This is a genomic window from Methylotuvimicrobium sp. KM2 (genome assembly GCF_038051925.1).
In the GTDB taxonomy this organism is placed as follows: domain Bacteria; phylum Pseudomonadota; class Gammaproteobacteria; order Methylococcales; family Methylomonadaceae; genus Methylotuvimicrobium.
The window spans coordinates 2,472,231-2,492,489 of the sequence record NZ_CP150634.1 but is presented as its reverse complement, the minus strand read 5'-3'; the positions used below and the strand labels follow the sequence as shown (position 1 = coordinate 2,492,489).

At 52.7% G+C, this 20,259-nt stretch carries 16 protein-coding genes; 3 read left to right on the top strand and 13 right to left on the bottom strand.

Translation table 11 applies throughout. The features are described 5' to 3' along the window. Window positions 1-120: 120 nt before the first annotated feature. Genes hypA through WJM45_RS10565 form a run of 3 tightly spaced genes read right to left on the bottom strand, consistent with a single transcriptional unit; the run spans window position 121 to window position 1,308 of the window. The gene (hypA, locus tag WJM45_RS10575; protein WP_341328890.1) at window positions 121-471 is read right to left on the bottom strand and encodes a hydrogenase maturation nickel metallochaperone HypA; all 351 of its coding nucleotides are present in this window, start codon (window positions 469-471) and stop codon (window positions 121-123) included. Then, window positions 464-700 carry a HypC/HybG/HupF family hydrogenase formation chaperone gene (locus WJM45_RS10570; RefSeq protein ID WP_341328889.1) on the bottom strand — a complete coding sequence of 79 codons (237 nt, stop codon included), beginning with the start codon at window positions 698-700 and terminating at the stop codon, window positions 464-466. Before WJM45_RS10570 ends, hypA begins: the two co-directional genes overlap by 8 nt. A gap of 20 nt (window positions 701-720) precedes the next feature. Beyond that, window positions 721-1,308, bottom strand: coding sequence for a HupE/UreJ family protein (locus WJM45_RS10565; protein ID WP_341328888.1), 588 nt, complete (start codon window positions 1,306-1,308; stop codon window positions 721-723). Window positions 1,309-1,849: 541 nt separating this feature from the next. Here WJM45_RS10565 and hypE point away from each other — a divergent pair. After that, a complete protein-coding gene (hypE, locus tag WJM45_RS10560; protein WP_341328887.1) occupies window positions 1,850-2,875 on the top strand; it encodes a hydrogenase expression/formation protein HypE in 1,026 nt (341 codons plus the stop codon). 224 nt (window positions 2,876-3,099) lie between these two features. On the opposite strand, the gene WJM45_RS10555 is transcribed toward hypE, so the two are convergent. The 6 genes from WJM45_RS10555 to hypB all read right to left on the bottom strand — a co-directional run bounded on the left by WJM45_RS10555 (window position 3,100) and on the right by hypB (window position 11,848). Further along, entirely contained in the window at window positions 3,100-3,774 is a 675-nt protein-coding gene (locus WJM45_RS10555) for a response regulator (protein WP_341328886.1), read from the bottom strand. Between the two features lie 168 nt (window positions 3,775-3,942). Further along, window positions 3,943-6,342: a SulP family inorganic anion transporter gene (locus WJM45_RS10550; protein ID WP_341328885.1), complete on the bottom strand. Its 2,400-nt coding sequence runs from the start codon at window positions 6,340-6,342 to the stop codon at window positions 3,943-3,945. Between the two features lie 47 nt (window positions 6,343-6,389). Then, window positions 6,390-6,884: a hypothetical protein gene (locus WJM45_RS10545; RefSeq protein ID WP_341328884.1), complete on the bottom strand. Its 495-nt coding sequence runs from the start codon at window positions 6,882-6,884 to the stop codon at window positions 6,390-6,392. Between the two features lie 678 nt (window positions 6,885-7,562). Beyond that, window positions 7,563-9,836, bottom strand: a complete 2,274-nt coding sequence (gene hypF / locus WJM45_RS10540; RefSeq protein WP_341328883.1) for a carbamoyltransferase HypF — start codon at window positions 9,834-9,836, stop codon at window positions 7,563-7,565. A 20-nt stretch (window positions 9,837-9,856) separates the two neighbouring features. Beyond that, complete coding sequence (gene hypD / locus WJM45_RS10535; protein WP_341328882.1) at window positions 9,857-10,981, bottom strand: hydrogenase formation protein HypD; 1,125 nt, start codon at window positions 10,979-10,981, stop codon at window positions 9,857-9,859. Window positions 10,982-10,990: 9 nt separating this feature from the next. Next, window positions 10,991-11,848, bottom strand: a complete 858-nt coding sequence (gene hypB, locus WJM45_RS10530; RefSeq protein ID WP_341328881.1) for a hydrogenase nickel incorporation protein HypB — start codon at window positions 11,846-11,848, stop codon at window positions 10,991-10,993. Between the two features lie 193 nt (window positions 11,849-12,041). Here hypB and WJM45_RS10525 point away from each other — a divergent pair, with 193 nt between their 5' ends. After that, window positions 12,042-12,482 carry a VOC family protein gene (locus WJM45_RS10525; protein ID WP_341328880.1) on the top strand — a complete coding sequence of 147 codons (441 nt, stop codon included), beginning with the start codon at window positions 12,042-12,044 and terminating at the stop codon, window positions 12,480-12,482. A gap of 72 nt (window positions 12,483-12,554) precedes the next feature. Here WJM45_RS10525 and WJM45_RS10520 read toward each other — a convergent pair whose 3' ends face one another. Further along, window positions 12,555-12,962, bottom strand: a complete 408-nt coding sequence (locus WJM45_RS10520) for a ketosteroid isomerase-related protein (protein ID WP_341328879.1) — start codon at window positions 12,960-12,962, stop codon at window positions 12,555-12,557. A 664-nt stretch (window positions 12,963-13,626) separates the two neighbouring features. Here WJM45_RS10520 and WJM45_RS10515 point away from each other — a divergent pair. Next, window positions 13,627-14,748 (top strand): aminotransferase class V-fold PLP-dependent enzyme, encoded by a 1,122-nt coding sequence (locus WJM45_RS10515; protein WP_341328878.1) that lies wholly within the window; start codon window positions 13,627-13,629, stop codon window positions 14,746-14,748. Window positions 14,749-14,910: 162 nt separating this feature from the next. Here WJM45_RS10515 and WJM45_RS10510 read toward each other — a convergent pair whose 3' ends face one another. The 3 genes from WJM45_RS10510 to WJM45_RS10500 are packed head-to-tail and all read right to left on the bottom strand — an operon-like array spanning window position 14,911 to window position 20,248. After that, window positions 14,911-19,056, bottom strand: a complete 4,146-nt coding sequence (locus tag WJM45_RS10510) for a PAS domain S-box protein (protein ID WP_341328877.1) — start codon at window positions 19,054-19,056, stop codon at window positions 14,911-14,913. After that, the gene (locus WJM45_RS10505) at window positions 19,053-19,916 is read right to left on the bottom strand and encodes a PAS domain-containing protein (RefSeq protein WP_341328876.1); all 864 of its coding nucleotides are present in this window, start codon (window positions 19,914-19,916) and stop codon (window positions 19,053-19,055) included. Before WJM45_RS10505 ends, WJM45_RS10510 begins: the two co-directional genes overlap by 4 nt. A gap of 2 nt (window positions 19,917-19,918) precedes the next feature. Continuing rightward, window positions 19,919-20,248 (bottom strand): circadian clock KaiB family protein, encoded by a 330-nt coding sequence (locus WJM45_RS10500; protein ID WP_341328875.1) that lies wholly within the window; start codon window positions 20,246-20,248, stop codon window positions 19,919-19,921. Window positions 20,249-20,259 lie beyond the last annotated feature (11 nt).

The window sequence follows — 20,259 nt, the reverse complement described above, 5'->3', positions numbered from 1 at the left end:
ACCTTATTTATTAGTGAGTAAAATAGTCGTACCAAACACGATTTTCTATGAAATACCGAAAGTGATTTATTTATAACTCAATTAGCTAAGCTAAAGCAAACATGAGTGTTTACATAACAATCAAGCCAAAGCATCCAGTTCAAGCCTTTCGAGAATCATTTCGCTGCCGGCAGTAAGCCGAGTTTCCCGACTTTGGCAGATTGGGCAATAGAGCCGATTAGCCGGTACCTCCGACTCGATGCCGCACTGTTCACAGACGATTTGTGCCGCTTGTCGTTCAATAATTAAAACTGCGCCGTCGGCTATGGTATCAACGCGATTGATTTCAAAAGCGCTTTGCAACAATAAGGGCTCTACACCCGATAAAACACCGATTTTAACCGTGATGCTGGCAACTTTTGTCGCTTGATGTTGCCGGGCCAGACTTTTTACCTGATCCAGCAAATCCTCGCATAGCGACAGTTCATGCATGCTCCGCATCCTCGGTCAGCATTTGATCGAGTAATTCCCAGGTCGATCGTGCTTCTTCCGCACTGATTTTCTGGATTGCATAGCCGACATGGATGAGAACATAATCGCCGATGGCTATCGGTTCATCCTGCAGTAGAAACAAACTGACTTCTCGCTCGATGCCTTTGGTCGAACAAACAGCGCGACTACCGTTAATAGAGGCAATTTGCATAGGAATGGCAAGGCACATGAGAATTCCCGAAATGAGTTTTAAATTGAGACAGTAGTTAGATAAAGTCCAGCGGTTGCAATCGCTAGACCTCCGGCTTTAGTCAACCAAATATGGCGTTTAATTAGCACGGCCATCGTAATGCCGATCGCATGAACCAGTGAAGTCGCAACAATGAAACCGGCGCCGTAGAATAAAGGCGATCCGGCTTGCGGCATTTCCAGTCCGTGCGCGTAGCCATGAGCGCTTGCGAATAAACCGGCGACCAGCATGCCGGTGACGACGGGTAAACGCACCGAAAACAGTAAAAACACGCCTAAAAACAGTACCGTTGCGGCTATGGCAAACTCAAGCAAAGGCAGATTCGGACCATACGAGGCTAATAATGCCGCCAGGCTCATCGTGCCGACAAATGCGGCCGGCAAGCGCCAGAGAGCTTTATGACCTAATTGTACGGCCCAAATGCCAATTGCCAACATCGCCAGCAAATGATCGACGCCTATGAACGGGTGGATGAATCCTTCGGCAAAACCCGCGCCTTCCGCGCCGAAGGTATGGGCTTGAACCGCCGGACCATAAGCGGAGAGCGCGGTGATTCCGATAATTGCATTGATAGACTTTCTATTCATGTCACACCTTTTCGGATAATTTTGAGTATAAAACTTCGTGGTTGTAGTGCAAAAAGACAGCTTAGGATTTCGTTAAAAATAACTTCCGCATTTGCGACCTCTCCCTTTGAGAGAGGGCTATGCACAAGGATGTTATTTTTGACCAAATCCTTAACACTCCAGGACAATAGATTTTATAACATGCTAGTATCTTTGCGGCAAAACCCGTTAATAGAGTCGTAATTGTTAAATGGCTTTACGACTTACGAATCCTGAAAAACAAACCCGCCTAGAATTTGGTCATAAATAACTTCCTTATTTTTAGAGGGTTCGGTAACTCGGTTGGCAGGTGTCGGCGGCAGGGAAAGCAGCCGTCAAGCCTACAAGGACGTATTCACCCAGCACCTAAATTCCATAGCCTTTTGGCTATGGTAACTATCTTGCATAATTTAGGTGCTGGGTTCACGGCGTCCTGCCAGGCGAGTTACCGAACCCTCAACAAAGCTGATAACTCCAGAAAGTTATTTTTAACGAAATCCCTAAAAGTTTTACTATAGTCATCATGATAACAGAACATTCATTTTCCGATACCTACATTACGCTTGCACATGGTAATGGCGGACGTTTCATGCGCGAATTGATCGAGCATTTATTCGCCAAATATCTCGATAATGCCTGGCTCGATACCCGTGCCGACGCGGCTGCCATGCCTTTCGACGAATCGGATGGCGAATTGATGATTACGACGGACGGTTTTACGGTCGATCCATTAGAATTTCCCGGCGGTAATATCGGTAGCCTGGCTATCCATGGAACAGTGAACGATTTGGCTGTGGCGGGCGCAATGCCGCGTTACTTGAGTCTCAATGCATTTATCGAAGAAGGCATGGAGATAGCCGTGCTTGATCGACTCATTCGCAGTATGGCTGAAGCATGCCGAGAATGCGGTGTTGATATCGTAGCCGGCGATACCAAAGTATTACGCCGGGGGCAGGGCGGCGGTGTTTATTTTGCCGTGACCGGTGTCGGTAAGCGATCCCCTTTGGTCAATCTGAGTATTGATCATATCCAGGCCGGCGATTGCATTTTGCTTAGCGGAACTGCAGGCGATCATGGTTGCTCTGTGTTGTTGGCCCGCGAGCAATTCGGCTTGAGTGGAACATTACAATCCGACGCAGCGAGTGTTTTCCCTGTGACTCGTGCATTGTTGGATCTGCCCGGGTTACGATTTATGCGCGATCCGACCCGAGGCGGAATTGCGACTGTCGCGCACGAAATTGCCTCGGCTATCGCAGGCACGGTCAAACTGGTCGAATCGGCAATACCGATTAACGAGCAAGTCAAAACCGTTGCGGAAATTCTAGGTTACGACCCTTATTATTTAGCCTGCGAAGGGCGGGTAATGGCCGTAGTTGGTGCCGGCGATGCCGAAGAAGCCCTTAAACGAATGCGCGGCGCGGGTTGTAACGAAGCGGCGATTATCGGCGAAGTTCAAACCGGGAGGACCCAGGTGATTTTGGAGACCGCGTTAGGCGGAGAGCGAATATTAGAGGAACTTGAAGACGACCCGCTGCCACGGATATGTTAGGTCTTCGAGCTGTCAAACATACTTTAGGAATATGCGCAAAATAACTTATACAATCAGTAGGTTTTTGGTGGTTTGATGACTCGCTTGACAGGACGCCGTAAACCCTGCGCCTTAATTATCTAAGATAGTTAACCATAACGTTCATGAAGGCCTAGCCATCGCCCGGTAAATGAAAGTTCTCTGGTGGCGGAGGGTGCGGCTACTCGCCCGACAGGACGCCGTATTTAAGTATTTTTGCCGTTTTCCAGCAAATATCCTAGCCCTCTTATAGTTCTGATATTAACTTCGAAAGGCTTTAGACGTTTACGTAAACGGTGTATATAGACTTCTATGGCATTATCGCCTAGTTCATCTCCGCCAGTCGATAAACGTTGAGCGATTTTATCCTTACTGACTACGTATCCGGCCTGTAACATAAGTGTTTCGAGCACACCGTATTCGCGCTGAAACAAAATCAACGGATCTTCGTCGACCAGAACTTGGTGCTCAAGGGTGTCGAGGGTTAGTCTACCAACCACAATATCTTTACTAAAACCGCAGTAACTTCGACGAATGAGAGCATGGACGCGTGATTCCAATTCTCGGCAATCGAATGGTTTCACCATGTAATCATCCGCGCCGCGCTTAAGCCCATCGATTCTGTCGTTTAACCCGTCTCGAGCCGTTAAAATCAAGATGGGAACCGTATCCTTGCGCATTCTCAATTTCCATAAGATTTCGCTGCCGTCCATGTCGGGCAATCCTAAATCCAGTATCAACAGGTCAAAGTCTTGCGCGAGCAAAGCGCCTTCCGCATAACTACCGTTCGGTGCACAGGTGACATCATAACCGGATCGGGAGAGGGTATATGCCAATCCATCCGCCAGAACGGCATCGTCTTCTACGAGTAAGATTTTCATGGTTTTGATCACGCTGTAAATTAGTTTACATTGTTTGCTCGGTTGCTCGGTTGCTCGGTTGCTCGTTAACGAGCCAACGGATGTATTTTTGCTGCTCTTCCTCTGGTTGTTGCAGGTTTAATCCCCCGGCATTTCCGGAGGATTAAACATCAACCTATCGTTTCTCCTTTAGTTGGTTTTAGGGTCCGGCCGTTCCCAGAATCGGCTGGCCAATAAAGCTTCCATGATGCTCATTTGATCGCCGAAATGCTTGATCGCGAGTACCGGTATTTGAGCTTCGGCAATGACCTGCGAGGTTACGCTACCCAAGAGAATCGTTGCCGCCTGACTGCGACCGCGCGTACTGATTACAATCAGGTCGGCGCCGTATTCCTCCGCTTTGCGTAAAATCGCATGAGCGGTATTGCTACTTTCTTCGAATGCAGGTTTAACGATCACACCGTGAGTGTTTACCCGGTTGAGGAAGTCTTCGAAAGTCGCTTCTTCCTCTCCGAAAACGATGTCGTCGTGCTCTTCGTAGCGAATCACCGATGGGTCGAAAAATACATGCAAAGCCATGCATTCGGATATTTGATTGACTTTCGCAAGCGCGGTCGCGTGGCTTAAGCTATCGGCTGAAGGTTGTGAAAAATCGATCGGAGCGACTATACGGCTAATGCCGGAGCCGCAGTCCTCAGGCACCATCCATACCGAGCAGCTAGTGATCATCGCCAGACGTCTAGACAAAGAACGTTGTCCGGTTCTGCTTTTCCGGTGTCCCAGCAAAATTAAATCGGACTTGGCGGCTAAGGTGAATTGCACCAACTCGTCCATGCGGCTCGTTCCTTCCATGGTCTGATAATTGACTTTGATCGACTTGAGTGCGCCGTCGAAATAATTTTTCACTTCTTCGGTCATGCCTTTCTTCAGCGCTTTCGGTGAATTGTCTTTGCGATGTTTATCGTGCGGCGTGATGACGTGGACGAAGTTAAACTCCTTGCCGATACCCAGTTTAGCGAGATGGGCTGCATATCTTAATAGACCTGTATCTTCTTCGGTCATCGCCAATGGCACGGTAATGCTGTTGAAACTGCCGAGGGGCGTTACGGCGGCTTGTAATTCTTCGTGCTCAGCGGGTTTTGCGATTGGCTCAGCTTCCGTATGCGGCTTGTCGAAATATTTGCGGGCGACAAAATAGAGTACCAATGCCGACAATACTCCGGTCAAAAAATCGGTGACGGGAACCATGACGGCCGTAAAAATCATCAAGCCGGCATGAAATTTATTGTGATTCATGACTTCCTTTATCTCGGAAGGCTTGATCATATTAGTCGCGACCCATAGCAAAATACCGCCAATACACGCCATCGGCACTAATTCCAGATATTCGGCGATGTAATAAGCCAAGGTTAATTTCAAGAAGCCTTTGAAGTAACCCGCCAAAGGCGTTACCGCGCCCGCTTTGATGCTGGTCGCGGTGCGCGCCAACGCGCCGGTGCATGGAAAGCCGTTGACCATCGGTGTGATTATTTGCACCAAACCTTGCCCCCAAAACTCCTTGTTTGGGTTGAATGGTGTTTTGCGATTGTCGGCGAGCCGGTCGGCCATCGATGAACATAACAAGCTTTCAATACCGGACACGAAAACGATCGCCGCGACGAAATACAGAATATCGACGGCAACGCCTAAATCCATTGCCGGTAATATCGGAGGCGTGAATACGAAAAAATTATTCGGAATCGTGCCGTAGATATCGCGCACGATGATAATGCCTTTGTCGGCCATCACGGTTGCCGCCAATAAGGTCGAAACCCCGATGGCAATCAGCGGAGCCGGAATGAAGATCGAAATGCGCAGTAGAAACTTCGTTAGCACAAAGGTCATGATGCCCAACGTGACCGACCAAAGATTGACTTTATCGATATTGTCATAGGCCGCCGATAGGTTATGCAGTAATCCACCCTTGAGGTCCTCGTCTTCGCCCAAGAGGTCCTTAAAACTTTCGATGCCGAGTATCGATTCGACATTGGTCAATGCAATCGCGACGGCAATCCCCGCCGTAAAGCCGACGACGATGGAATTGGGGACCAGCTTGGCATATTTGCCGAGCCCGAAAATGCCCATCAGCATTAAAATGATACCGGCGATCACCGAGACTAAAACCAAAAAGCCGTGCGCCTCGGCGAATGTGCCGCCGCCTGCTTCGCCGTACTTAGCCATTAGGGCGGCAATGATCGGAATGAAGGCGGCGGTCGGCCCGTAAACTTGATACTTAGAACCGCCCCAGGTCCGGCCGATGATACAGGCCAGGGCGCCGGCGATGATACCTTGTTCCGGCCGCAGCCCCATCGCCATTGCGAAGCCCATTGCCATTGGGATTGCGGTCAACGCAACGATGAGTCCTGCGCTGAAATCGCGATAGGTGGTTTTCAACCAGGTCTCGCGGGTTAAATCTTCGAAACGGCTATCCCAGAAGGTGTTGAATTCCTTCAGGCGCTGCAAAATCGATGTCGGTTGACTGGTTTGTGCGTCAGTTTTTTTACCGGAGCCGCCGGATCCTTCTTGAATATGTTTTTGAATAGTACTCATAAATTGCTCGCAAAATATCAAATTAATAAATGCCCGACGTCATTACGCTAAGCACGTAGGAAGCCATTCGGCAATAGTGTTAAGTCTTGGTTGTCTTGGGTGTTTTGCTTAGCGCCCAATGAAACTTCGGTGATTTTCAGGCGGCTTTTGCGAATGAAAGGAATCGGATTGAAGCTTGTTTGCCGGTTTAACCTAGGGTTGTACCGTTTCGGAATGACGGCTTCATCGATTTGGTTGCCGTCGATAAAGGCGTTGAAAGCGGCTTGATTCAAGCCGGTAAAGAGCTCCGTTTTAATTAATACCTTGTGGGCTGAATAGCTTTGACGCAAGGCCTTGCATGTTCTTTTGAATTCCGGAGTCTTCAAGGACTGAAGCAATTCGGTCTTTGAAAAATACAACAGGTCGATTGGACAATCGGAAAGAAACCGGCAATGCGTCAAAAAGAAATACAGATTGTCGTCTCGGGCGTTAGCTAGAGTATGCTTGACCAAATTCAACGATTCCACCGAAAAATCGGTCGGAATCAAGATTGTTCTTTTCATATTTCAATCCTCTTAAAAATGGGGCAAGCTCATGTTATTGATTAATACTTTCACATGCCTTTCACCAAGCTTTCGCGAAACTTGCTTGAAACTTTCGTGAAACTTACGCGGCAAGAGTAAATGCGTTACGGCTTGCGGGATTTAAGGGATTTAAACCGGATGAACGCGGAGGTAACTATTCAATTCCCCTCTTTGAATAATGAGGAGGCCAAGTTCCAACTTGATTTAAATGCAGGGGCAGTGGGCTGAACAAATTACACACAGAGCGCTATCGAGTGAAGGCAAAAGCCTTGAAAGTAAGGATTTGTCATAAATAACTTTCCTATTTTTGGAGGGTTCGGTAACTCGATTGGCAGGTGTTGGCGGCAAGGAAAGCCACCGTCAAGCCTACTAGGAAGGATTCACGATGTCCTACCAGGCGAGTTACCAAACCCTCAACAAAGCTCATAACTCCAGGAAGTTATTTTTCGCGAAATCCTAATTGAATAAAATTGATAACAAATAGAATTGAAACTAACGGTTCTGAATCGAAAGGGGAGGACAACTGAGGAGGCTTGCTTGTTTGGTAAGTGCAGGGGGTAGTCAGTTTTTATGTAAAACCGGAATAAATCCAACTCTGAAATTGTCATTAATACAGTGACTATTGCAACGAAAATTATAGAGTTTGTCGACAATGGTTCAAACCGAGCAGGCTTCGATAATTTGTCCGTAACTGATGCCTGCGTCGTTTCCCGGTAATCGTTCAGGTAGATAAACCTCGAAACCTTCCTGTTTCAAATGTTCTATCGCCAATTCGGTCAACCGCTTATTTTGAAACACGCCTCCGCAAAGACCGACCCGGTCGATTCGGTGTGTTTTTCTGATCCGGGCAGCCTGATCTCGGATCGTTTCGGCTAGACTGGCATGAAATTGTCCAGCCCGCTCCGCTTTGGATAATTTATCATTCTGTAGCATCGCCAATAATGGTGTCCAATTACTGCACCAAATACCGTTTTCGTCTTGTTCCAAGGGTAGCAGTGGCCCTGGTCCGCTATCGGCGCTCAAGGCTTCCAGTTCCATCGGTGCTTGACCATCGTAATCGGCTTTCGATACCAGTCCCAGCAATGCCGATGCGGCATCGAACAATCTGCCGGCTGAACTGCATAAAGGCGCATTAAGCTTGTGTTCCCAAGCTTTTTTCAAGAGTTCGGTAGGGAATGAGCAGTCTTGCCATTCCCAGCCGCACTCCCAAAATAAAGCCGCTGCGCTTCGCCACGGTTCGCGACCGGCTTTGTCGCCGCCGGGTATTCTGAAGGGTTTTAAAGATCCCGCGCGTCGCCATTGGCCTGGCCTGCCGAACAAAGCTTCGCCGCCCCAGATCGTGCCGTCTTCGCCGTAGCCGGTCCCATCCCAGGTAAATATAAGCATTGATTCGAATAAACCGTATTCCCCGGCTAATGCCGAGGCATGGGCATGATGATGATATACCTGCGTTACCGGAAATCCCGATTGTTCGGCCCATCGGCTCGAACGGTAATCGGGGTGCGCGTCGCGAATAACTTTTTTGACGCTTATGCCGTAGAGCGTTGCGAGCTCTTCTATGGTTTGTTCGAAGACTTCTTGACTGCGCCTCGATCCGAGGTCGCCGATATGCGGAGATATCACGGCGCGGTTGTCCCAAGCCAATGCTATGGCGTTTTTCATGTGCCCCCCCACTGCAAGAACCGGCTCTTGTAACGTAAACGGAAGGGTCATTTCTAATGGCGCACAGCCCCGGCCCAATCTAATCGGTCTCATGCTACCGGCAATTTTTCTGAAGACCGCATCGTCTGCCGGTCTCAATATCGGACGGTTGTGATGTAAAAAAGCATCGGCTACCCGGCTCAACCGCCTCTCGACTTCATCTCCGTCGGTCATGACCGGTTCGCCGCTGATGTTCGCCGATGTCGCAACCAAAGGACCGCCAAAGTCGGCGCTTAATAGATGATGCAATGGGCTATAAGGAAGCATGATGCCGATTTCGGTGATACCGGGCGCGACGGATTCGGCCAGTGGACGGTCGCTCCGCTTCTTGACCAAGACGATAGGGCGGAGCGGGTCTTGCAATAAAGTCAATTCCGCCGGGCCGGGTTCTGCGTATTCCATCACGACTGTCAGACCTTTAGGGCCGCGCCAGGGGAGGAGAACCGCGAGCGGTTTGCGGGCGCGTTGTTTACGTTCGCGCAAGCGCTGGACTACCGCCTCCGAGCTTGCATCGCAGATCAAGTGATAACCGCCGACGCCTTTGACTGCAACGATTGCCCCCGCGCGTAAGGTTTCGATGCAGGCGGTCAAAGCCTTTCCTGTATCCGAAATGGTTTTTTCGCCGGAGATGTGAAAAGTCAATGACGGTCCGCAAACCGGGCATGCCAAAGGTTGTGCATGAAATCGCCTATCTAGGCGATTGTCGTATTCTTTTCGGCAATCGAAACACAATTCGAATTCGGCCATGGCGGTGTTGACGCGGTCATATGGCAGTTTTTTGATCAGCGTGTAACGGGGTCCGCATTGCGTGCAATTGATGAACGGGTAACGGTAACGGCGTTGTTTCGGGTCATTCAATTCGGCAAGACAGTCGTCGCATAAAAAATAATCCGGCGGTATGTATATGGCAGATGACGACTCGGTAATGCTATCGAGAATCGAAAATGTATCTAGGTCGTCGGGTTCAGCGGTTTGCCAGCTTGCGAGTGTCGGTCTTGCGAGAGGAGGAGCGTTATCAACGAGACGTTCCATGAACCGGTCAATCCGGTTCGGTTCGCCTTGTATCAAAATTTCAACAGTACCGGTCCGGTTGAGTACCCAACCGCTTAAGTTTAATTCATGGGCCAAACGGCATACGAAAGGACGAAAGCCGACGCCTTGCACTTGACCGGTGACTATCAAGCGGCGCGCATCGTTTTTGCAGGAAGAAGGTGTTAGAGTGGATTTCAATACAAGGTGGGTTCAGCAAATTAAGTGCAGGTTGTTTTTTCGTGTTCGGCTGATCGGGCCCTGATTCCCGACGACCACCAAATTCGGCAGGCGCCTTCATCGGAAACCATGCACGGCCCAACCGGCGAGCGCGGTGTGCATGAAACGCCGTAGAGCTTGCAGTCGACCGGCTTGATGCGCCCCAGCACGACTCTCGCACAGTCGCAGCCCGGCGGCATCGTGCCGGCATTTTTTCTTGCATTTTCGGCATGGACGGGAAAACGAAACCGGGCGTTATGCTGTGCATAGTCGGCGCTAAGTTCAAGTCCCGATGCCGGTATGATACCGATTCCTCGCCAAGGGGCATCGACGATCGTCAGGGTGCTTTCGATCAATCGGCGGGCGGTCGGATTGCCATGCGGTTTAACGACTTGCTCGTAGCAATTATCCAAAAAAATTCGGCCGTCGAGTTTTTGTCGTAAAACAGAATAAATCGCCGCCAATAAACTGTCCGGCGTGAAACCGGCAATCGCGGCCGGGAAGCCGTGGCGGTCCACGACGAATTGCCATTCCTCAGGCCCCATCACGGTTGAAACATGGCCTGGGGCAATCAGCGCATCGAACGACGGCGTTTCGTAGTCGAGCAGCATCGCAACCGCAGGCCAAGTCAGGCGACCGCTCATCAGCAGCAATAAGTTATCGGGAATGCCTTCGGAGAGCATGCCGGCGACCGGGGCGCAGGTCGTTTCGAATCCGGCGACGAAAAACACGACAGTTTTATCGGGTTCGGATTTTGCGATTCGAACCGCTTCGGAAGGCGAGGCGATGGGGCGAATGTCGGCGCCGGCGGCTTTGGCTTGTTCGAGAGAGCGTACCGACTTGCTCGAAACATTGACCGGCACGCGCAGCATATCGCCGAACGCCACGACTATGCTATCGGGTTCGTTCAGACCGATTTGTATCGCTTGATAAATATCTTCTTCCGGACAAATGCAAACCGGGCAGCCGGGGCCCGGAATCAAATCGATCATGTCGGGCAGGGCGCTTCTGAGTCCCGCCATCGAAATCGAACGCTCATGACCGCCGCAGACGTTCATGATGCGCACCGGCGAGGTCAAAGGCAGTGCGCGGATTTGATCGAGCCATTGTCGTGCGTCGAGTGCCATCGAAAGACCTCAGGCTGGTACGCCGGCTTTAACAACCGGGCGAAAGCGGACTTGCGCCGGATCGGTATGCAGTAATTGGCCGTCTCGCTGGACGTTTGGGCGTGTCGTTTGTTGTTGTGCCAGTTTGTTTCGATGCGCTTGGAGTTGTTCGTGCAGCCAATCGATCCAGGCATCCAACCCGGAATCGTTATTCTGCCGAGAAGATAGGTTAAACACCTGCGCCTTACTGGCTAAATTACGTAGTGCTTGTTCGGCCCTTTCCGGTGAAAAATCGTCGAGAAACGGCAATAAATCGCTCTTGGTGATCAGCATCAAATCCGCCGCTCGAAACATGACCGGATACTTGGCCGGTTTGTCGTCTCCTTCGGTCGTCGAGAGCAGGGTCACGTTCAAATGATGTCCTAAATCGAAACTGGCTGGACAAACGAGGTTACCGACATTTTCTATGAACAAGATATCGATAGACGACAAGTCGATATGATGCAGTGCATCGTGAATCAGATGCGCATCGAGATGACATGCTGTTCCTGTTGTGATTTGATGCGCAGGTACGCCATGCGCGCGAATTCTGGCGGCATCGTTTTCGGTTTCGAGATCGCCTTCGATTACAGCCAGGTCTAAAGAACCGTTCAGCCGCTTGATCGTTGCTTCGAGCAAGGCGGTTTTACCCGAGCCGGGTGAGGACATCAGGTTGATCGCCAAGACCTTTCGTGCATCGAAATGACTCCGGTTATGTTCGGCTTGGTTGTCGTTTTTGGCGAGTAAATTTTTCAGCACCGTGATCGTCGTGGTACCGTTAGTCGGTTTTTCCGCTAAAACGAAAGGACGATTACCGGGCGTGATATTACAACCGCAGGTATTGCACATAGGGATAGCCTCTGTAACTTCTAAAAAGTGCATAACTATGTTATATGAGCACCATGAATGGCACAAGCCGATAATAGCACTTCGAGGGTTTGAGGGCATTCAGAATTCGGCAATCCTGAGTAAGGTTGGAAGGTTGAATCTCAGAGTGGAATTCCCATAAACTCGTTTATTTAAAATATAAGGAGTCAATAACATGCGTTATTTACACACGATGGTACGGGTTCGCGATTTGGACGAAGCATTGGATTTTTATTGCCATAAGCTCGGCTTGAGTGAAACCAAACGGATGGAGAGCGAGCAGGGCCGCTTTACACTCGTATATTTAGCGGCGCCGAAAGATAAGGATCAAGCCGCGGTTCAAGACGCGCCGTTGCTGGAGTTGACCTACAATTGGGACCCTGAGGAATACACCGGTGGCCGCAACTTCGGTCATTTGGCTTTCGAGGTCGACGACATTTACGAAACGTGCCGAAAATTGATGGATGCGGGCGTTACGATCAACCGTCCGCCTCGGGATGGACATATGGCCTTTATTCGTTCGCCGGATGAAATTTCGATCGAATTATTGCAAAAAAGCGAGCCGCTGGAGCCGAAGGAGCCTTGGGCTTCGATGCAAAATACCGGAACGTGGTAATTAAATTCATAGGATTTGAAAAGTTAGCTATTCGATTCCCGCGTCGAGCTCGGGAATCGAATGAAAGCCGAATTAGCTGTTAACTTGGGCAATCCAGTCTTGCAAGTTGTAATAATTGGAAATGCGAGCGACTTTGTTATCGCGGATTTCGAAGAAGGCGCCCGCGGGCAGTCTGTAAGTTTGTCCGGCAGCTTCCGGTAAGCCTTCGTCCGTTTGTAAGTATTCGCCCAAGACGACGAACTCCGCTGCGGCACGTTTACCGTCCGGGGTGGCCATGATGACCATGTCGACTAATTCTTCCTTGTAATTATTATTCATGCAAGCCATGAACTGCGTAAAGGCTTCTTTGCCGATTTGGCGCTCGCCTTGATTGATATCGTGAATAACGTCATCGGTCAGCAAGCTTAAAAAGGTATCCATGTCGCCGGCATTGAAAGCAGCGTAGTATTGTTGAACTAGGTTAATGGTATCTTGATTCATAATGCCCTCTATGGATTGAAAGGTAAATTTAAAAAACCGGCTATTTTATAGTTGTATTGGATTTTACGCCATAGAATGCATGACATTCCAGCAATTCCCAATTTGGGGATCAAACAGGGTGCGGGGTATGCTTGGCGAGGATGTCGGCAGCAGGACAGATTTTTGCTCCTCGGCAATTGCTCCTGCATTGCCCTAATACACGCCATCCCTGGCGTAATGCAAAATCTGCATTCACGCCATCCCTGGCGTTCGAGCCGTCGTCAGGCCCCCATGAATGGGTTCGCCGCGTCCCTCGACAGGGATACCCCACACCCCATAAGCGCCAACTTAAGGAAGGAACTCGTCATTCCGCCAGGGATTGGCGGAATCCAGGGCCACGGATGGCAATACGCAGCACCACATCCATGCAACATGGATATCGACAACCCATATCGATATGACGAATAAAGCCATAAACACACCATAGAATAGGCACTAAGTTGGCGTTTATGACCCCGCACCCTGATAACGGAGAAATTTCTCAAACTGGGAATTGATGATGGCATTCAGTTTCGATCGGGTCGAACATCGTTTGTAACAGGCGCGTCTAATTGACGCAGATGCTTGCATTACAGCGGTCCCTTGTTTAGTCTTTCCCGAGACATTACTAGAACGGACTTGACGTATGAATCATCCTGAATTTCCATTGGCCGAGGAATTAATTTATTTAAACCATGCTGCTGTTGCTCCCTGGCCATCACGAGCATGCAATGCTGTAAAAGAATTTGCCGAACAAAACACGCAGTTCGGCGCTTACTATTATCCCGATTGGCTCAAAAAAGAAAACGAGCTTCGCGGTCAATTTCAAGCTTTGTTGAATGCGCCTTCGTCTGACGATATCGCGTTGGTTAAAAATACGTCAGAAGCGCTTTCGTTTGTCGCTTACGGACTGGATTGGAACGACGGCGACAATATCGTCTCGACAAACGAGGAGTTTCCTTCGAATCGAATACCCTGGCAATCCTTGGCAGGGCGTGGCGTCGAATTTCGCCAGGCAGACTTGAATGGCACTTCCGCTCCGGAAGAGGCCCTATTTGCATTAGTCGATAACAATACACGCTTATTGACCGTGAGTTCGATAGAATTCGCTTCCGGCTTGCGTCTAGATTTGGAAAAAATAGGCCGGTTTTGTAAAGCCAACGGCATCCTTTTTTGTATCGATGCGATTCAAAGCTTAGGCGCTGTTGAATTCGATGTGCAAGCCTATCAAGCCGATTTTGTGATGGCCGACGGTCATAAATGGATGTGCGGCCCCGAAGGCTTGGGGGTTTTTTACACACATCCGACCGCCCGAGCGCAATTACAATTGACTCAGTTCGGCTGGCACATGGTTAAACACATCCACAACTATGAAAACAAGCCCTGGGAAGTACATCCCGGCGCCAAGCGATTCGAGTGCGGGAGTCCAAACATGCTGGGAATTCATGCCTTATCGGCCAGTTTGTCATTACTACTGGAAACCGGTATGGATCATGTTGAAGCAGCGGTTATCGGCAATGCCGATCGACTTGCCGAAGGCATTATGCAAAATGAACGCTTGGAATTGATTAGCCACCGAACTCGCAAATTGAAATCCGGCATTGTTGTATTTAGACATAAAACACTGTCGAATAAACTGTTGTTCGAGCAATTGCAAGCCTGCGGTATCGTTTGCGCATTGAGAGGCCAAGGAGTCCGCTTTTCACCGCACTTTTATCATTCGAAGGCCGATATCGAGCGAGTATTGGAAAGCTTGTCAAGCCTTTGAGGGATCGCTTTTATCTACACCTAATTGCATACATTGGGGAGTTGAGTCTTACACTCATTTTAACGCTCGAAGGCGCCGGCTATAGCCCCGGTAACTGAAAGTGCTTGGTGGGAGGGAAGGCGCGGCTATTTGCCCGACATGCCCAGGAACTTCCTCTTTAGCTCAGCTTGTCCGCCCTACGGTCGCGAGCACCGCACGCACCCGCTCCAGTGCTCCCGGAAAATCGAAGGTCCCGATCCGGCGCCGAACCCAATCGAAGTCCTGTGCCAAGGCCCGGCGCAACGCGCCTTCGTTAGCCGCCAAAAAGTCGATGGCCGCGGTATCGTCGCTGGCCAGTAAGTCCGCCAGGTGAGGCAGTAGGCCGGCGTCGACAGGAACATTGCTGACGACATAATCTGCCGCCGCAACTTCATTTTGCATCAAGGCCCCCTGCAAGGCGGCGATCAATTTGGACAGCCGTTCGGTCAGCGGCGTCTGGATCGCTTGCGCTGCCGCACGGTCGTCACGCTTGAGTGCGGCGTTCAGATCGCTGGCCAATAAATAGATGGGCATGGCGCCGATATTTCCGACCGCGCCCTTGAGGTCATGGGCCAGGTTTGCCGCGACAGGATCGTTTTGTTTGATCAGTTCGGCGAGTTGGCGCGGATTATCGCCATGCCGCTCGACGAAGAGTGCCAGCAGTTGCCGGTATAAGGGTAGCTTGCCTCGCGCCATCTTGAGGCCCGCTTCCAGATCGAGATCGGCGATTGTGGCCAGTCGCGCGCGCAGTTGGGCATCGGCGTCGTCCGGCGACGCAGCGTCAGGATTCGTACCGGCTTGCGGCGGTGTCACGCCTGCACCGATTTTTCCGGGACGCGCCGGTAGCCACTTGTGCAAGGCGGCATAGAGCAGCTCCGGCTCCACCGGCTTGGCGATAAAGTCGTTCATGCCGGCTTTCACGCAGGCGCGGCGATCCTCGTCGAAAGCATTGGCGGTCATCGCCAGGATGGGCTTGTCCTGCCAACCCGGCAGTGTGCGGATGGCGCGGGTGGCCTCCAGGCCGTCCATTACCGGCATCTGGACGTCCATCAGGATCAGGGCGTAATTCGTGGTCTGCGCCTTGGCCAGCCCGACGGCGCCGTCTTCGGCGGTTTCCACCGCCAGCCCGACAGCACTCAGCAGTTCCATCGCTACTTCGCGATTGATGGGATTGTCTTCCACCAGCAACACCCGCGTACCTGCCTGTTCACGTTGCAGGGTCAGCTCGGCATCGACACTCTTCGTTGCTGGCGTCGGCATGATGCCGTGGCCGCGCTGCATCCGCACCGTGAACCAAAACGTACTTCCCTCGCCTGGCGTGCTCTCTACCCCCACCTCGCCCCCCATCATTTGCGCCAGGTTGCGCGTCAACGCCAGGCCGAGGCCGGTGCCGCCATATTTGCGAGTGGTGCCGACGTCGGCTTGCTGGAACACCTGGAATAGACGGTCGATCTGCTCCGGCGTCACGCCGATACCGGTGTCCTGCACCTCGAAACGCACCAGCAGACCCTCCGGGGCTTCCTCCAGCAGCTTGGCGCGCAGATTGATGCTTCCGCGTTCGGTGAACTTGACCGCGTTGCCGGCTAGGTTGAGCAGGCATTGGCGCAAGCGCAGCGCGTCGCCGTGCAACCATAGCGGCACGGTATCACTATCGACTTCGACGTGCAGGCCTTTGGCCTTGGCCGATTCGCCAATCAGCGAGGCGACATGATCCAATACCGCAGAGAGGGCGAAGTCATCCAAGATCAATTCAAGCTTGCCGGCCTCGACCTTGGACAGATCGAGAATGTCGTTGATCAGGTCGAGCAGATGCCCGCCGGCCGTGCGAATCTGATTCAGTCGCTCGCCCTGTTCCGGGGTGACGCCATCGCGTTGCAGTAGATGGGTCAGTCCAAGAATGGCATTCATCGGCGTGCGAATCTCGTGACTCATGTTGGCCAGGAACGCGCTCTTGGCGCGGTTGGCGGCCTCGGCTTGCTGCCGGGCCTGGGCCAGTTCGGCGGTGCGCTGGGCCACTAGATCTTCGAGGTGATACCGGTAGTGATCCAGCTCTTGGCCGAGGCGTTTTTTCTCGGTGATATCCGCCTTCACCGCGACATAATGGCTGATGCGGCCGTCCGCCTGCCGCAGCGGGGCGATGTGAGCGAACTCGATATAATCATCGCCGTTGGCTTTGCGATTAATGAATTCGCCTTTCCAGGGCTGCCCGGCGGTGAGTTTGGCCCACATTTCGTCGTAAGTGGCGCGCGGCGTCTGGCCAGATTGCAGAATGCGCGGATTCTGGCCGATGACTTGCTCGCGCGTGTAGCCGGAGGTCGTCAGGAAGGCAGCGTTGATATATTCGATCTCAGCCGCGAGGTTGGTGATAACGATACTCTCCGGGCTTTGCTCCACCGCCAGTGCCAGTTGGCGCAGCGAGGCTTCGACGCGGCGCTGGTCTTGCAGCACGCTCAACAGCGCGCGGCGTCCGCGTTCCAACTCCCGAGTGTGTTGCGCCGTTGCGGCCTCTGTCTGTTTGCGCTCGTCGATATTGACCGAATAGCCCGCACCCAGCAAAGGCTGTCCGTCGGAATCACGCGACACCACTTGGCCCACCGTTTGCAGCCAGTGATAGCCCCCGCCATTAACGTCAATGCGGTATTCACAATCGAAGCTGCGCGTGTTGGACGGTCGTAGCGTCTGTTCAACCAAGGCTGTGAATCGTTCGCGGTCGTCGGGGTGTATCCGTGCCTGCCAGTCTTCCAGCGTATCCGGGGCCGTGGCCCGATCCAACCCCAGGTTGCTCATGCCGTTGCTATCGTAGCTCAGCTTGCCGGTGGTGAAGTCGATTTCCCATATCAATATCTTGGCCGCACTCAAGGCCAGGTCGAGACGGCGCTCCGTCCGCTTCTGCTCGGTGATGTCGTGGAAGGCCGCCAATACGCCGTCGTCCAGGACGATGCCCGAGATCAGGATGTCATGCACGGCGCCGTCTTTGCAAGTAACGCGAAAGGCGGCCGGTTCGATTTCGTCGCCGGTCGCTACAGCCCGATCGATGGCTGGACCCCAGCTTGCCTGTACCGTGTTGCGATAGACCGAGTCAGGGTAGGCCAAACGCCACCAAGCCTCGATATCCGGAATATCGGACAAGGTGTAACCAAGCACCTGCTCGAACCTGCCGTTCAAGGCGAGCATGAGGCCGTCCAGCGTCACGAAACCGAGGGCCATGGGCACATGTTCGAACAACTGGCGGTAACGCTTTTCGCTCTCGCGCATTGCCGCTAGTGTCCGCCGATTGTTCGCCAGCTGTTGCTGGCGCCAGGCCAGGCCCACTACCAAACAAGCCAGCAGCACCAGCAGGGTGGTCATCAAGCCGATGGTCCTGGCCTGCTGGTGCAAGGGGGCATACACTTCGTCCTGGTCCACCTTGGCCACCATGCTCCAGGGCGTGCCGGCAATTGCGCGTGTCGAGGCGAGAACCGGGACGCCCCGGTAGTCGGTTGCGCCTGCGCTCAGGCCTTCTTGCCCCTGGGCGACCAACGCCGCCGGAAGACGGGGATTTGCAGCAATCGGCAACCGTAGCTTCAGCGCCGTGTTAGCGCGGTGGCGCAGATCATTCAAGAAAACTACCTCATCGCCTTCGCGCCGGATGAGAAGGGTTTCGGCGCTGGCGCTAGGCGTGGGCCAGGTCTGGATCAACGGATACAGGAAAGATCGTGCGTCGATGACGAACAGCAACGCCCCCGCGGCCAGTCGATCCTCCAGTGGCGACAAGCCCACCGGCGCAGCAAAACTCATGTGAATGAACTGCTCGGGCAGTTCATGCAGGTCGTAAAAGACGACGTCATGGGCCGATACGGCGGCCCGAACGCGTTCGCTAGCCTCTGAGACGAACATGGCATCCTGCCAGGGTGCCTGCGCAGTGGTCGCGTAGAGATGCAGCATACCAGCGGCGTCGAACAAGGCAACCGCGCTGTAGCCATTAGTTCTTTGAGTTCGGCTTAGCCACTGCTGCATTTCCTGGCGAGCGACAGGGTTGTTCGGCGCCAGTAGAAAGCGTCGCGCCAGAGGCAGGTCCAAGGCGGTCTCGGCATCGACCCGGCGTTCCCGCATCCACTGAGCGATCTGGTCGGCTTTAAACGTATCGATATGAGACAACATCTCCTCGGCAAGGCGCCGGGCTTCGGCCTTCTGCCTGTTGAAATGCAGCCAGCCGCCGATGCCGATCAGCACCACCAGCAACGCCAGTAGGCCCAGCAGCCACACACCGGCGGAGCGGTTCACCGGGGGAAGTGAGGTCGATTTAGTCATGGCCTTGCTCCGTCACTAGGCTGGACTTCGGCGCCCAGCTCGACGGCATAGCGAGGCGGTTCGCCCAGTCGTTGTCGCAGGGCATCGGCCTCGCGTTTGAGCTCTATTATGCGGTCCTCGCGATCCAACATCACCTCATACCACTGTTGAAGCTCGGCGAGCTGCCGCTGGTTCTCGGCTTCATTACGCTGGCGCTGAGCGATGTGCTGCTGCAGTTCCAGGTTGGCTACCTCGACCGCTTTTTTGGCTTCGACGGCATCCTCCATCATGTTGAGGGCAGCCATGCGGGAAACCTCCAATTCTTGCAGGGTCTGGATCAGGGTGGCGTGCGCACGGAGCAATGCAGCTTCCTTCTGCTTAGCCTCGGTCATGTCCAACACCACGACACAGATGTCCCCGGCGGCGCCGGTCGGCAGACGGGTCAGCGACAGGCGTAACGTTACCGATGTGTCGGCGGCACGACCGTTGATTTCGCCGACGACCGACCCGTTCCAGCAGTCTTGCAGCAAGGTCTTAAAGGTCGGCAGATCTGTGGACTCCACGAACGACGCAAAGACCGCACCGATTAACTGGTCCTGCGGGGTCTTGATGATCTCGGCGAAGCCTTGGTTGCAATGCAGGATCAAGCCTTCTTCAGACAGCGTCACCGCACCCTCTTTCATCTCTTCGATGAACACGCGGTAGGAATGGTCGGCGCTATTCAACGTGAACACTTGATCGCCTTGGGGGCCTGCCACCACTAGGGCGTCCACCTCGCCGCTGCGGATCGCGTGCAGCGTTTCCTCGGCCTCGTCGAGCCGGGCGCGCAATGTCTCGACTTCGTGCGCCCACTCTTTCCTGGATAGTTGTTCCGCAGACATGACTATATCGTTTCCTGCGTGATGTCCAGCGCACGCAGGACCCGATCGGTGTTCGATAGGTCGCCGGTCAGTCGGCGCACCGGTGGCGGCTGTTGTTTGACGAGCGTTGGTGCGCAGATGATTCGTTCGTCTTGGCCGGCGTCAGGCATTTGGTGGAGATCGACGATGGTCAGTTCGTAGCGGCCTTGCAAGCGGGATTCGCACAACTGCTTGAGGTTCTCGATGGCGCGGGTGGATTGTGGCGTGTTGCCGGCGATGTAGAGCCTCAGTACATAAAGCCCTTTGTCGGATGAGGTCTGCAGCGTTTCGAAGCTGGAGCTGTTGTCGTTCATTTTAGGCTCCT